Source organism: Vibrio sinaloensis (assembly GCF_000808535.1).
In the GTDB taxonomy this organism is placed as follows: Bacteria; Pseudomonadota; Gammaproteobacteria; order Enterobacterales; family Vibrionaceae; genus Vibrio; species Vibrio sinaloensis_D.
Genome location: NZ_JWLV01000009.1, coordinates 94581 through 108104 on the forward strand (window position 1 = coordinate 94581; position 13524 = coordinate 108104).

12 protein-coding genes are annotated in these 13524 nt (G+C 44.6%); 7 read left to right on the top strand and 5 right to left on the bottom strand.

The window, feature by feature from the left end:
• Positions 1–16 precede the first annotated feature (16 nt).
• The gene (pgm, locus tag RJ47_RS06320; protein ID WP_039482511.1) at positions 17–1663 is read right to left on the bottom strand and encodes a phosphoglucomutase (alpha-D-glucose-1,6-bisphosphate-dependent); all 1647 of its coding nucleotides are present in this window, start codon (positions 1661–1663) and stop codon (positions 17–19) included.
• Between the two features lie 89 nt (positions 1664–1752).
• Positions 1753–2295: a replication initiation negative regulator SeqA gene (seqA, locus tag RJ47_RS06325; protein ID WP_038140114.1), complete on the bottom strand. Its 543-nt coding sequence runs from the start codon at positions 2293–2295 to the stop codon at positions 1753–1755.
• Positions 2296–2387: 92 nt separating this feature from the next.
• Between seqA and RJ47_RS06330 the strand changes: the two genes are divergently transcribed.
• The 3 genes from RJ47_RS06330 to fldA all read left to right on the top strand — a co-directional run bounded on the left by RJ47_RS06330 (position 2388) and on the right by fldA (position 4045).
• Positions 2388–3152: an alpha/beta fold hydrolase gene (locus RJ47_RS06330; RefSeq protein ID WP_038140112.1), complete on the top strand. Its 765-nt coding sequence runs from the start codon at positions 2388–2390 to the stop codon at positions 3150–3152.
• 93 nt (positions 3153–3245) lie between these two features.
• Entirely contained in the window at positions 3246–3467 is a 222-nt protein-coding gene (locus RJ47_RS06335; RefSeq protein WP_004413180.1) for a DUF2788 domain-containing protein, read from the top strand.
• A gap of 44 nt (positions 3468–3511) precedes the next feature.
• Positions 3512–4045 (top strand): flavodoxin FldA, encoded by a 534-nt coding sequence (fldA, locus tag RJ47_RS06340; protein ID WP_038140110.1) that lies wholly within the window; start codon positions 3512–3514, stop codon positions 4043–4045.
• Between the two features lie 47 nt (positions 4046–4092).
• On the opposite strand, the gene RJ47_RS06345 is transcribed toward fldA, so the two are convergent.
• Positions 4093–4593 (bottom strand): DUF4442 domain-containing protein, encoded by a 501-nt coding sequence (locus RJ47_RS06345; RefSeq protein ID WP_039478002.1) that lies wholly within the window; start codon positions 4591–4593, stop codon positions 4093–4095.
• A gap of 199 nt (positions 4594–4792) precedes the next feature.
• On the opposite strand from RJ47_RS06345, the gene fcrX reads away from it, so the two are divergent.
• Complete coding sequence (gene fcrX / locus RJ47_RS06350; RefSeq protein WP_038140106.1) at positions 4793–5242, top strand: ferric iron uptake transcriptional regulator FcrX; 450 nt, start codon at positions 4793–4795, stop codon at positions 5240–5242.
• Between the two features lie 121 nt (positions 5243–5363).
• On the opposite strand, the gene glnS is transcribed toward fcrX, so the two are convergent.
• Positions 5364–7034, bottom strand: coding sequence for a glutamine--tRNA ligase (gene glnS / locus RJ47_RS06355; RefSeq protein ID WP_038140105.1), 1671 nt, complete (start codon positions 7032–7034; stop codon positions 5364–5366).
• A gap of 258 nt (positions 7035–7292) precedes the next feature.
• The gene (gene nagE, locus RJ47_RS06360; RefSeq protein WP_038140104.1) at positions 7293–8867 is read right to left on the bottom strand and encodes an N-acetylglucosamine-specific PTS transporter subunit IIBC; all 1575 of its coding nucleotides are present in this window, start codon (positions 8865–8867) and stop codon (positions 7293–7295) included.
• Positions 8868–9347: 480 nt separating this feature from the next.
• Here nagE and nagA point away from each other — a divergent pair, with 480 nt between their 5' ends.
• The 3 genes from nagA to RJ47_RS06375 all read left to right on the top strand — a co-directional run bounded on the left by nagA (position 9348) and on the right by RJ47_RS06375 (position 13376).
• Positions 9348–10484, top strand: a complete 1137-nt coding sequence (gene nagA / locus RJ47_RS06365) for an N-acetylglucosamine-6-phosphate deacetylase (protein WP_039478007.1) — start codon at positions 9348–9350, stop codon at positions 10482–10484.
• A gap of 2 nt (positions 10485–10486) precedes the next feature.
• The gene (nagC, locus tag RJ47_RS06370; protein WP_038140102.1) at positions 10487–11701 is read left to right on the top strand and encodes a DNA-binding transcriptional regulator NagC; all 1215 of its coding nucleotides are present in this window, start codon (positions 10487–10489) and stop codon (positions 11699–11701) included.
• An 85-nt stretch (positions 11702–11786) separates the two neighbouring features.
• On the top strand, positions 11787–13376 hold the full coding sequence (locus tag RJ47_RS06375; RefSeq protein ID WP_005476712.1) for a cation:proton antiporter family protein: 1590 nt from the start codon (positions 11787–11789) through the stop codon (positions 13374–13376).
• Positions 13377–13524 lie beyond the last annotated feature (148 nt).

Genomic DNA, 13524 nt, shown 5'->3' on the forward strand with positions numbered 1-13524 from the left:
CAAGTCATCGATTGAATTACAGGCCTGCGTTAGCGAATACCTGATTTACGATCTCTTGCGCTTCTGCTTCGATCTGTTTTAAGTGCTCGGCACCTTTAAAGCTCTCACAGTAGATTTTGTAGATATCTTCAGTGCCCGATGGACGCGCAGCAAACCAGCCATTTTCAGTAGTCACTTTAAGACCGCCAATCGCAGCGCCATTACCCGGAGCATGCGTAAGGCGAGCCGTAATTGCATCACCCGCGAGTGTCTCAGCCGTTACCATTTCAGCAGAAAGCTTAGACAACACGGCTTTTTGTGGGCCATTTGCCACAGCTTGAATACGGTTGTACTCAGACGCACCGTGTTTCGCTGCTAGCTCTTCGTAGTATTCTTGTGGATTCTTGCCTGTTACCGCTGTGATTTCAGCGGCTAGCAGACATAAGATGATGCCATCTTTATCAGTTGACCACGGCGTACCGTCTTTGCGTAGAAATGAAGCACCTGCAGACTCTTCACCACCAAAGCCGAATTTACCTTCATAAAGACCGTCAACAAACCATTTGAAGCCAACTGGCACTTCACAAAGTTCGCGACCAAGATCCGCGACAACACGGTCAATCAACGCACTTGATACCAGCGTCTTACCGACAGCAACATCTTTACCCCAACCCTCGCGATGGCGGTATAGGTAATCGATACATACAGCTAGGAAGTGGTTAGGGTTCATCAAACCTTTTGGCGTCACGATACCATGACGGTCATAATCTGGGTCATTACCAAACGCTAGATCATACTCATCTTTAAGTGCTAGCAAGCCTGCCATCGCGTAAGGAGATGAACAGTCCATACGAACCACGCCATCTTTATCTAACGACATAAACTGGAACGATGGGTCGATGGCTTCACTCACTAGCGTCAGGTCAAGGTTGTACGCTTGAGCAATTTGACGCCAGTAATCAATACCACTGCCACCAAGTGGGTCAACACCAAGCTTTAGATTCGCCTTTTGGATCGCTTCCATGTCGATAACATTCACTAGGTCATCAATGTACGGCTTAACGAGATCCATTTGAACGAACAGTTCTGACGCCTTTGCATCCGCAAGCGGCATACGCTTAACACCTTGCAGCCCCTCAGCAATGAGAACATTCGCGCGATCTTGAATCGCTTTAGTCAGTTCACCTTCCGCTGGGCCACCGTGTGTCGGGTTGTACTTAATACCACCATCTTGCGGCGGGTTGTGCGATGGCGTGATGACGATACCATCCGCTTTATCTTCATGCTGGAGGTTATATGTCAGAATTGCGTGCGACACACCTGGAGTTGGAGTGTAACCATTATCTTGCTGCACAATCACCTGCACACCATTTGCGATCAAAACTTCAACAACACTTGAAAACGCAGGCTCAGACAACGCATGCGTATCTTTACCAACAAACAGAGGACCTGTTGTGCCTTTTTCAGCGCGAACTTCTGCAATTGCCTGAGCGATTGCAAGAATATGATGTTCATTGAAAGTTGATTTGTCCGCCGTTCCTCGGTGACCGGATGTACCGAACTCGACTTTGTGATCAGTGTTTGCAGGATCGGGTTGAAGTAAGAAGTAGTTAGAGACCAAAGCAGGAATATTGTGTAAATCCTGTTGTTGGGCTTTTTCTCCAGCACGTGGGTGCATAGCCATGTTGACATCCTTTCTTAAAATTATATAAAACAAAAAACCTCATAATACTGGAAGTGACTTGAGCATTATGAGGTTTTTATCAGACTTCTTTAAATTGAGTTGACAACTTTTTCTGTCAAATCTGACGGGAAATTCATTCTTCCCATCAGTTGATCGACCATCTGCCGTTTACGACTCGTGTTTGTGTTTGTAATCACCCAAAATGGTGAATGTGGAATCGCTTTCGGTTTAGTCGTATTGCCGCTAGCTAGAAGGGTTTGCTCATCATTGGCAAAGTAAACGCGCTTACGGCCTTTCACTTGTGTTGCTTCGGAGAAACCATTTGGGTCAATGCGATGAAGAGTTGATAACACCAACATAAATCGATCAATCGCTTTTTTAAGCCCTGCAAACTCATCTGAAATCAATAAAGAACGCATCTCTTTGACAGTATCGACTGTCTCTTCCATACCTGCATCACGGCTTACGACAATGCCTTTTGGCTCAACCGGATTTGCAACAGGTGTTGGTTGCGCATTTTGACCGTCAACATTTAAAAGACGGCGCAAAATATCGGACGCACTCTCACCAATGTGTTGGGTTTGACTTGCGATGTAACGGTATAGATCCTCATCAACCTCAATTGTTTTCATTCGCTTTTCACAATCTCTATGTTTAAACTCTGGGGGATTATAGCGAGATCTTTACAGAGACTCTACGGTTAACCTGCTACGAATATAATAAAATGTCACAACTGCTCAACTATAAAGTCGAAGGGAATGGCCAGCCGATCATATTGATCCACGGTCTCTTTGGTAACTTGGACAACCTTGGATTACTTGCACGCGACCTACGCGCAGACTACCAAGTGATTAGCGTCGATCTGCGCAACCACGGTCAATCATTTCAAAGCGACCAACACACATACGACTTAATGGCTCAAGACTTGATCCAACTGGTGAATGAGCTCAAGCTCGAGACGTACACTCTTATTGGCCACTCGATGGGAGGAAAAGTCGCCATGCAAGTGTGTGCCATCGACCACGATCGTGTGGAACAATTGATCGTCCTTGACATGGCCCCAGTACAATATACACAGAGTCGCCACGATAACGTGTTCAATGGATTAAAAGCGGTACTGAGCGAGCGTCCAACAAGTCGCAAACAAGCACTCGAAGTTTTAGCCAACCATATTGAGCTAGATGGCGTTCGACAGTTTCTCGGAAAATCGCTCTACAACTCTGGTGATCACTTTACCTGGCGTTTTAATGTTCAGAGCCTCTGGGAAAACTATTGGCAGATTCTCGGTTGGACCCCAATCCAACAAGTCGATACTCCTACCTTGTTCATAAAGGGCGGTGATTCCGACTATCTGACTGCCGAGCACCAGACTCACGTTCAACAACAGTTTTCCAATGTAAAGGCACATGTGATTGCAAATACTGGACACTGGTTACACGCAGAAAAACCTACCGAAGTTTTGCGTGTTATACGAAAGCATCTTAGGTAAAACAGATTGAGAGATGAGTTACATTCTCACCGTTAACTTTATCTACTAACAGTGGTATAGTGCGGCGCAAGTAATTTGGCATAAAGGGATTCCATGCTCTACGACTACATGAACATGCTCGAGTCAATTGGTCTCGATTTACTTTTTGCGTCTATCTTCTTTCTTATCGGTATGGCAATAAAAGATGTCTTAAAAGCGGGTAATGTTCCCCCTTTCGGTCGTCGTATTGTATGGTTAGTCCTTTTCCTAGGCTGTGCTGGGTTTATCGCCAAAGGTATTATTCAGCTTAGTTGGGAAGGTGGTGGTATCGGCTGATATTAACCGTGCCCACAACAGAAATTAGTAAAGGTAACGAATCTATGGCAAGTGTAGGCATCTTCTTTGGTAGCGATACAGGTAACACTGAAGCTGTTGCAAAGATGATTCAAAAGCAACTAGGTAAACAACTGGTTCACGTACAAGATATCGCGAAAAGCAGCAAAGAAGATATCGACAACTTCGATCTTCTGCTACTAGGTATCCCAACTTGGTACTACGGTGAAGCACAGTGTGATTGGGATGACTTTTTCCCAGAGCTTGAGCAAATCGATTTCTCGACTAAGCTAGTCGCTATCTTTGGTTGTGGTGACCAAGAGGACTACGCTGAGTACTTCTGTGATGCGATGGGTACGGTTCGTGACATCGTTGAAGCAAAAGGCGGTACTATCCTAGGTTACACATCAACTGAAGGCTATGAATTCGAAGCTTCTAAAGGCTTGGTTGAAGGCGACGACAGCCTATTTGTTGGTTTGTGTATTGATGAAGATCGTCAACCAGAATTGACCGAAGAGCGCGTAAACAATTGGTGTAAGCAAATTCACGAAGAGATGTGTCTTGCCGAATTAGAAGACTAATCGCTTTCTTCATATTAAATTCAAAACCTCCGCATGCGGAGGTTTTTTTATGCCGTCTGCTGCTGAGCCTCTTCCCTATATTTTGGTTTTTTTCGTACATACAGCTTACGTTGAACCTCAGAAACCACGTTGCCATTTCTATCTTTAACGTGAATAACAAACTCTGGAAAGCACTTCTCTCCGTTAGCGGTTTGACGAAGTATCTCTTCCAGTTGCTCAGAAGGCACAATAAAATCTGCATACAAATCGCTTTGTCCAGGTTTGATGAAGTTGATGCTCGCTTCTTTATCCCAAACATAGTATTGGTCGCCCAGAATTCCCATTAGCATCAGAGAATAAACGGGATCGGTGAGCGAAAAAATACTTCCGCCATATTGGGTGCGATTGGCATTTTTATTCCACCAACGCAACTTGAGTTTCATTTTAACTTCGCGGAAATCATCGCTGATGGAGAGAATCTTAATGCCAGCTCCCCAGAATGGCGGCCAACTGTTCAATGCAAGTTTAACGATCTTCGGTTTGTAGATCTTAGACATCCAGTTTCCCATTCAAACTACCCTGAATAAATATGAACAATGTTACACAATTGTAACTGGTTAGACCTCTAATATCAGTGACGTAAACCTTGTTTATTAAAAATCCCTAGTAACCCTTTGAACTTCGTGGTTTATTGTTGCTTGCGACTGCCCTATAATGATAGGAATATTGAATTCTGTTAATTACTGCAGATCATCAACAGGAAAGTATATGTCAGACAATAACCAAGCGCTTAAGGATGCTGGTCTAAAGGTAACCCTTCCTAGACTAAAGATTTTAGAAGTACTCCAGCAGCCAGAATGCCAACACATTAGCGCTGAAGATTTATATAAAAAGCTGATTGATCTTGGGGAAGAGATCGGTCTTGCGACTGTGTATCGTGTCTTGAACCAATTTGATGACGCAGGTATTGTGACCCGCCACCATTTTGAGGGTGGCAAGTCTGTGTTCGAACTTTCAACTCAGCACCACCACGATCACCTTGTGTGTCTAGACTGTGGCGAAGTGATTGAGTTTTCAGACGATGTCATTGAAGAGCGCCAAAAAGAAATTGCCGCACAATACAATGTAACGTTAACCAACCACAGTTTGTACCTATACGGAAAATGCGCTGATGGCAGTTGCAAAGACAACCCAGATGCACATAAATCGAAAAAGTAATTCGATCTAAACACCCAAATGAGAACGTCAGCGATAAGCTGGCGTTTTTTTATTACTCATTTTAGATATCGATAAAAAAGCCAGTCTCAAGGACTGGCTTTATGGCGTTTACAAATGGTGATTACTTAGCTTCAATCTTAGCCCATGTATCACGCAAACCTACTGTACGGTTGAAGACGAGAGCTTCTGGCTTTGAGTCTTTCGCATCGGCACAGAAGTAACCCATACGTTCAAATTGATAACCTGCTTCAGCTTTCGCATTAGCCAAGCTTGGTTCTACAAAACCATTAAGCTTAACTAAAGAGTCAGGGTTTATCGTTTCTGCAAAGTTGTCTGCTGCAGCCGGGTTAGGTACTGTAAATAGACGATCGTACAAACGAATTTCAGCAGGAAGACCTTTATCCGCTGATACCCAGTGGATTACACCTTTCACTTTACGACCATCTGCAGGGTTCTTACCTAGCGTCTCGTTATCGTACGTACAGAAGATAGTTGTGATGTTACCTTCTGCATCTTTCTCGATACGCTCAGCCTTGATCACATACGCACCACGTAGGCGAACTTCTTTACCTAGAACCAAGCGCTTGTATTTCTTATTCGCTTCTTCACGGAAGTCTTCACGCTCAATCCAAACTTCACGAGTAAACGGCACTTCACGTTCGCCCATTTCTGGCTTGTTCGGGTGATTCGCAACCGTTAGTGACTCAACTTTACCTTCTTCGAAGTTTTCAATCACGATCTTAACAGGGTCAAGAACAGCCATGGCACGCGGTGCATTTTCGTTTAGGTCATCACGAATACAAGACTCTAATGAACCCATTTCAATCATGTTGTCTTGTTTAGTTACACCAATACGCTTGCAGAATTCGCGAATAGATGCTGGCGTAAAGCCACGACGACGCAGACCCGAAATGGTTGGCATACGTGGGTCATCCCAACCATCAACCAATTTCTCAGTCACTAACTGGTTTAGCTTACGCTTAGACATTACCGTGTACTCAAGGTTCAGACGGCTGAACTCGTACTGACGAGGCTGACAATCAATCGTGATGTTGTCTAGAACCCAGTCGTATAGACGACGGTTATCTTGGAACTCAAGCGTACAGATAGAGTGCGTAATACCCTCTAACGCATCAGAGATACAGTGCGTGAAATCGTACATTGGGTAAATGCACCATTTGTCACCCGTTTGGTGATGCTCGGCGAAACGAACACGGTATAGAACAGGATCGCGCAATACGATGAATGAAGAGGCAAGGTCAATCTTCGCGCGTAGACACGCTTTACCTTCTTCGAAGCCACCATCACGCATCTTTTCGAATAACGCTAGGTTCTCTTCAGGTGTACGATCACGATACGGGCTTGGCTTACCAGGCTGGGTAAGTGTGCCACGGTATTCACGGATCTGCTCAGGACTTAGCTCTTCAACGTACGCTAAGCCTTTGTTAATTAATTCCACTGCGTAGCCGTAAAGCTTGTCAAAGTAGTTTGATGAGTAACATACATCACCGCTCCACTCGAAGCCCAACCAGCTCACATCATTCTTAATTGACTCAACGTATTCAACGTCTTCTTTTTCTGGGTTTGTGTCATCAAAACGAAGATTACACTGACCCTGGTAGTCCTGAGCAATACCGAAGTTCAAGCAAATTGACTTAGCGTGACCGATATGCAGATAACCATTCGGCTCTGGCGGGAAACGAGTATGCACGCTTGTGTGTGTACCATCCGCTAAATCTTTATCGATGATTTGGCGAATGAAATTCGATGGACGAGCCTCAGCTTCACTCATCTATAGCACCTCAATTGTTGTAGTATTGTTCAGATAATTCTTTATCTTGACGGCATCTCCCTCCGTCAAGCACATAGCGACTAATGATCCACAATTCTGGTGGAATACACAACAATATCTCGAGCGAAAACACCTTTTTTTTCATTGTCTGGTTAAGAAGCTAGCATTGTTTGTCCTCAAATTTCATCACAAAGCTCATAAACGCAAAAAAGCCTCCCGAAGGAGGCTTTTGTTACTTACTTAACTTACTCGAGGTAATTAAGGAAGTTTTACATCTGATAGGTCTTCGTTTGCACCGATTGCTTTCATTTCGCCAGCAACGATTTCCGCTAGAGGACCTAAGATAACTTGAAGGTTGTTTTCACCTAGCTTAACCACACCTTTCGCACCTAGTTTCTTAAGTACAGCTTCGTCAGCAACAGAGCGGTCTTTAAGAGTAAGACGTAGACGAGTGATACAAGCATCGATAGAAGTTAGGTTGTCATGACCACCTAGAGCTTTTAGGTATTGGCGTGCTAGGTCACCATTTTTAGCTTCGCCAGTTGACGCTGAGCCTGCAGCTTCTTCGTCATCTTCACGACCTGGTGATTTCAGGTTGAAAGCGCGGATTGCGAAGCTGAATGTGAAGAAGTATAGAGCACCGAAGCCAAGACCGATTGCACCCAGTAGTAGAGGCTTAGTAGCAAGACCGAAGTTCAATAGGTAGTCGATTAGACCCGCAGAGAAACCGAAGCCGTGTAGCGTACCAAACATGTTAGCAACAACTAGAGACAGACCTGTAAATACAGCGTGCATTGCGTATAGAGCAGGTGCTAGGAATACAAACATGAATTCTAGCGGCTCAGTGATACCTGTTAGGAAAGAACAGAATGCTACTGAGAATAGTGCACCACCAACTTGGCTACGTTTTTCAGCAGGAGCTGCTAGGTACATTGCAAGTGCTGCACCTGGTAGACCGAACATCATGATTGGGAAGAAGCCGTTCATGAATACGCCAGCACCTTTATCGCCACCGAAGAAGCGGTGTAGGTCACCAGATTTAACAGTTTCAGTAACTTCTTTTACTGTTGCAGTGATTTCTGGAGTTACAGAGTTAGCAAACTCAAATGTGTGAGTTTGGCCAGCAACAAGAGTCTTCGCTAGAGCTGGGTCAACACAAAGCTGTTGTAGTGACGGTAGAGCCTGACCAGCAGCTTGCGCGCCAGTTACTAGGATCTCTTGACAAGTACCCATACCGAACCAGAAGTATGAGTTAAGAACGTGGTGAAGACCTACAGGGATAAGTGCACGGTTAAGAGTACCGTATACGAACTGACCGATAGCGCCAGATGTAGATACTGCGTGTGCTAGAGCGTCAAGACCACCTTGAATAGTTGGCCATACAACACCACCGATAGCACCAGCTACGAGAGCAAACAGACCAGCCATAATAGGAACTAGACGTTTACCAGCAAAGAATGCTAGCCACTCTGGAAGGCGAGTTGCGTGGAAAGCGTTGTAAGAGTGACCCGCGATGATACCAGCGATAATACCGCCGAAGAACGACATGTTTACACTAGCGTCGATTGTTGTTGCCGTAGCAGTTAGTACGAAGTACGCTACCGCACCCGCAAGACCTGCAGCACCGTTTCCGTCTTTAGAAAGACCGATCGCGATACCTAGACCGAATAGTAGTGGAAGGTTACCGAAGATAGCACCACCAGCTTGTGCCATAAACGGAATGTCTAATAGGTCACCTTGACCTAAGCGTAGTAAAAGCGCCGCAACTGGAAGCGTTGCGATAGGTAGCATAAGAGCTTTACCTAACTTTTGCGCATATCCAAGAATATTCACCTTAAGTTCCCCCTATAGGATTTTTGTATTTTGGCCGAGCCACTTTTTTTAGTCGCTCAATTTAGTCAAGGTCAGTTTATGACATTAATTTTGCTCCGCAAATTAAAACCTCATCATTTGTGATCCTAATCACCAGAAACAGCCAATCGGGAAGGTTTTTGCTAGCTAGATCATAAAACTTATTTTACAATACGAAAAAATAGCAATCATCGGATAAGATTCGAAGTATTCTCTTATCGTAGAAAAGCTTTCAAGTATTGCCATACAACGGGTGAATAGATTCCCATCCTTTTACTCCTATTCTTTTCATGGCAAGCTTTTATCGCTCGAAAGCACGACATAGATTGAATCATTTTTCGTTTGCTAAAGATATTTTGCAACCTAATTGAAGCGTACAAATAAAGTCTCAGTTTGTGGCATAATGACTTCAATTAGATGACTAAAAAGTATTAAGAATCTAAACATAAGGATTAGCTAACCATGTATGCGCTAACTAACTGTAAAATCTATACCGGTAACGAAGTTCTCGTTGATCATGCGGTCGTCATCAAGAATGAGTTGATTGACGCTGTTTGCCCAATTTCAGAGCTACCTGAGGGCATTGAAACACGCGATCTTGGCGGCGCGAATGTTAGCCCAGGCTTTATTGACCTACAGTTAAACGGCTGCGGTGGCGTTATGCTAAACGATGAAATCACCGCAGACACCATGCAAATCATGCACGAAGCTAACCTTAAGTCAGGTTGTACAAGCTTCCTTCCTACGCTCATCACTTCATCAGATGAAGACATGCGCCAAGCGGTTGCAGCAGCTCGTGAATATCACGCAAAATACCAAAACCAATCACTTGGTCTTCACCTTGAAGGCCCTTACCTTAACGTAGCGAAAAAAGGTATCCATAGCGTCGATTACATTCGCCCTTCCGATGACAGCATGATCGATTTCATGTGTGAAAATGCAGATGTCATCGCTAAAGTGACGCTAGCACCAGAGCACAATGAGCCAGCACACATCGAACGCTTAAAGAATGCGGGGATTGTTGTGTCGATTGGTCACACCAATGCAACTTATGCGGAAGCTCGACGTAGCTTCGATGCAGGTATTACTTTTGCGACTCACCTATTTAACGCGATGACGCCAATGGTTGGTCGTGAACCAGGTGTTGTTGGGGCAATCTACGACACGCCTGACGTATACGCCGGTATCATCGCAGACGGGTTCCATGTGGATTATGCAAACATCCGTATTGCTCACAAAATTAAGGGTGAAAAATTAGTATTAGTGACCGATGCCACAGCTCCTGCAGGCGCTGACATGGATTACTTTATTTTTGTAGGTAAGAAAGTATATTACCGTGATGGTAAGTGTGTTGATGAAAATGGCACACTTGGCGGCTCAGCACTCACTATGATTGAAGCAGTTCAAAATACAGTTGAGCACGTCGGAATCGCATTGGACGAAGCACTTCGTATGGCTACTTTGTATGCAGCGAAAGCGATCGGTATGGAAGATAAACTAGGCCGCGTTAAGAAAGGCATGGTTGCTAACCTGACCGTATTTGATCGTGACTTCAATGTTCAAGCGACTGTTGTTAACGGACAATACGAGCAAAATTAAGAATGAATGGCGGACAAATAGGTAACGTAGATTTAGTTAAGCAACTAAACAGTGCAGCTGTATACAGATTGATTGACCAGCAAGGCCCGATTTCTAGGATCCAAGTCGCTGATGTCAGTCAACTTGCTCCTGCCAGTGTTACCAAAATTACCCGCCAACTTCTCGAGCGCGGCCTAATTAAGGAGGTCGCGCAACAAGCTTCGACAGGGGGACGCAGAGCGATCTCTTTGACAACAGAAGTGGAACCGTTCCATTCAGTGGCAGTACGTATTGGACGAGACTACATCCAATTCAGTTTGTACAACTTGGGTGGTAAAGAGCTTGCTTCTGACTACACAGAATTCTTCTACACCACGCAAGATGAACTCGTTGACGGTTTACTCTCTCATCTCAAACAGTTCATCACTGATAATCACACGATTATCAATCAACTTATCGCCATCGGCATCTCTTTACCTGGTCTAGTCAACCCAGAAACAGGGGTTGTCGAATACATGCCTAACATCACTATTGATAACCTTGGTTTGGCTGAACTCGTTAAAAATACCTTCCACGTTCAGTGTTTCGTGGGTAACGACGTTCGTGGCATGGCGCTCGCAGAGCATTACTTTGGCGCCAGCAAAGACTGCCAAGACTCCATTTTAGTCAGTGTTCACAGAGGTACCGGTGCGGGCATCATTGTTAATGGGCAAGTTTTCCTTGGTTATAACCGAAATGTTGGTGAGATTGGTCATATTCAAATCGACCCACTCGGTGAACAGTGTCAATGCGGGAACTTTGGTTGTTTAGAAACCGTTGCCGCAAACCCAGCAATTGTTGAGCGCGTAAACAAACTGATTGCGCAAGGTTATGAATCAAGTTTAACAGCCTTAGAATCCATCACCATTGGTGACGTGTGTGAGCACGCAAATCTTGGTGATGAACTGGCCAAACAAAGCTTAGTGCGCGTCGGTAATCAATTGGGTAAAGCGATCGCGATAACCATTAACTTGTTCAACCCACAGAAAGTCATCATTGCGGGTAACATCACTCAGTGTGAGGATATCGTCTTCCCTGCAATTCGCCGCAATGTTGAAAACCAATCTTTAACAACGTTCCACAGTGACTTACCGATTGTTGCCTCTCAGATAGACAAACAACCAACCTTAGGTGCATTCGCAATGATCAAACGTGCGATGTTAAACGGCGTTTTGTTACAAAAATTACTCGAAGATTGATCGCCTACGCAATTAGTTGAGTTAGAATACGGGGCTATGTTGAAAGACATGGCCCTGTTTTTTTAGGATAGAATTACAAACAACTATGGAACTGATCTTAATCACCACCGCCTTTCTCGCGGGCTTTATTGCGCTGAAATGCAACCTTCCGCCATTAGTCGGTTTTTTGCTCGCGGGCTTTGGCTTACACGCAATCGGCTTTCAAACTAATGACACCATCATCACTCTCGCCGATTTGGGCGTGACTCTGCTGCTGTTTACTATCGGCTTGAAGCTCGATATCAAAACTCTACTGTCTAAAGAAATTTGGGCAGGCGCAACCATACATAACCTTTTGTCTACTGCTCTGTTTAGTGGTGCGCTTCTCTGCTTTAAGTTTCTCGGGATCAGCTCTCTGGCAGCAATGACCATTGACCAAGTCGTCTTGCTTGGCTTCGCATTGTCATTCTCCAGTACTGTGTTTGCGGTGAAATCATTGCAAGAAAAAGGCGAAATGAATGCGACTTACGGTACCATCGCTATTGGTATCTTAGTCATGCAAGATATTTTTGCGGTGGTATTCCTAACGGCATCAACAGGTAAATTGCCCGAGTGGTATGCTATTGCCCTATTCGCACTTCCATTGATGCGTCCACTCTTCTATCGCTTATTAGACTGGGTGGGGCATGGAGAAATGCTAGTACTATTTGGCATATTCTTCGCGCTCGTTGTTGGTGCAGGCTTGTTTGAATTCGTTGGAATGAAGCCAGACCTCGGCGCCCTGATATTGGGGATGCTACTTGCGGGGCATAAAAAGGCTTCAGAACTCTCTAAATCTTTATTCAATTTAAAAGAACTGTTCCTAGTCTGCTTCTTCCTCAATATCGGATTATCTGAGCAGCCAACCTTGTCAGGCTTCGCCCTATCAATTCTGTTCTTATTACTGTTGCCACTAAAAGGCATTCTTTATTTTGTGGTTTTAAACGCGTTTAAATTCCGCGTGCGCACCTCGTTACTAGCCTCTCTGTGCCTGTTCAACTTCAGTGAATTTGGCCTAATCGTCGGTGGTTTAGCCTTTAAAATGGGCTGGATGAGTGGTGATATTCTGGTCGCTCTTGCACTCGCGGTGTCGATTTCATTTGTTCTTTCTGCGCCAATCAACCGCTATGGACACCAAATTTATCAGCGCTCAAGCCGTTGGTTAAAAGAGACTGCCGCAGAAAAACTCAATACTCGAGACCAATTAATTAATCCTGGCCACGCACAAATTCTTATCTTGGGCATGGGGCGTATTGGGACAGGTGCTTACGACGAGCTTCGCAATCGATACGGAAAAATCAGTCTAGGGATTGAAGTGCGAGAGGAAGCCGCAAAAGAGCACAAAGCTCAAGGCAGGAACGTTATTGCGGGTGATGCAACCGACCCTGACTTCTGGGAACGGATCCTCGACACGGCAAATGTAAAACTCGTGCTACTTGCGATGCCCCATCACCAAGGTAATCAAATCGCGCTTGAGCAGTTACAGCGGCGACACTTTAAAGGTCAAATCGCGGCTATCGCAGAATATCCCGACCAATTAGAAGCTTTAACAGAAAAAGGCGTTGATGCAGCCTTTAACATTTACAACGAGGCTGGTAGCGGTTTTGCACGTCACGTATGTGACCAATTGAAACCCGAGTTCAATCCACTTCGTTAATTCAAACTCCATTTCCTGGCTGCCATTTGGCAGCCTTTTTTTTCAGAAAACGCTCACTTAACCACCAAAACATCAATTTCATTCACCTAAAGCTCGCTTTAATTAAATAACATTTACCAAGAAGCGCTTTATAGTACTTTTTTAATCA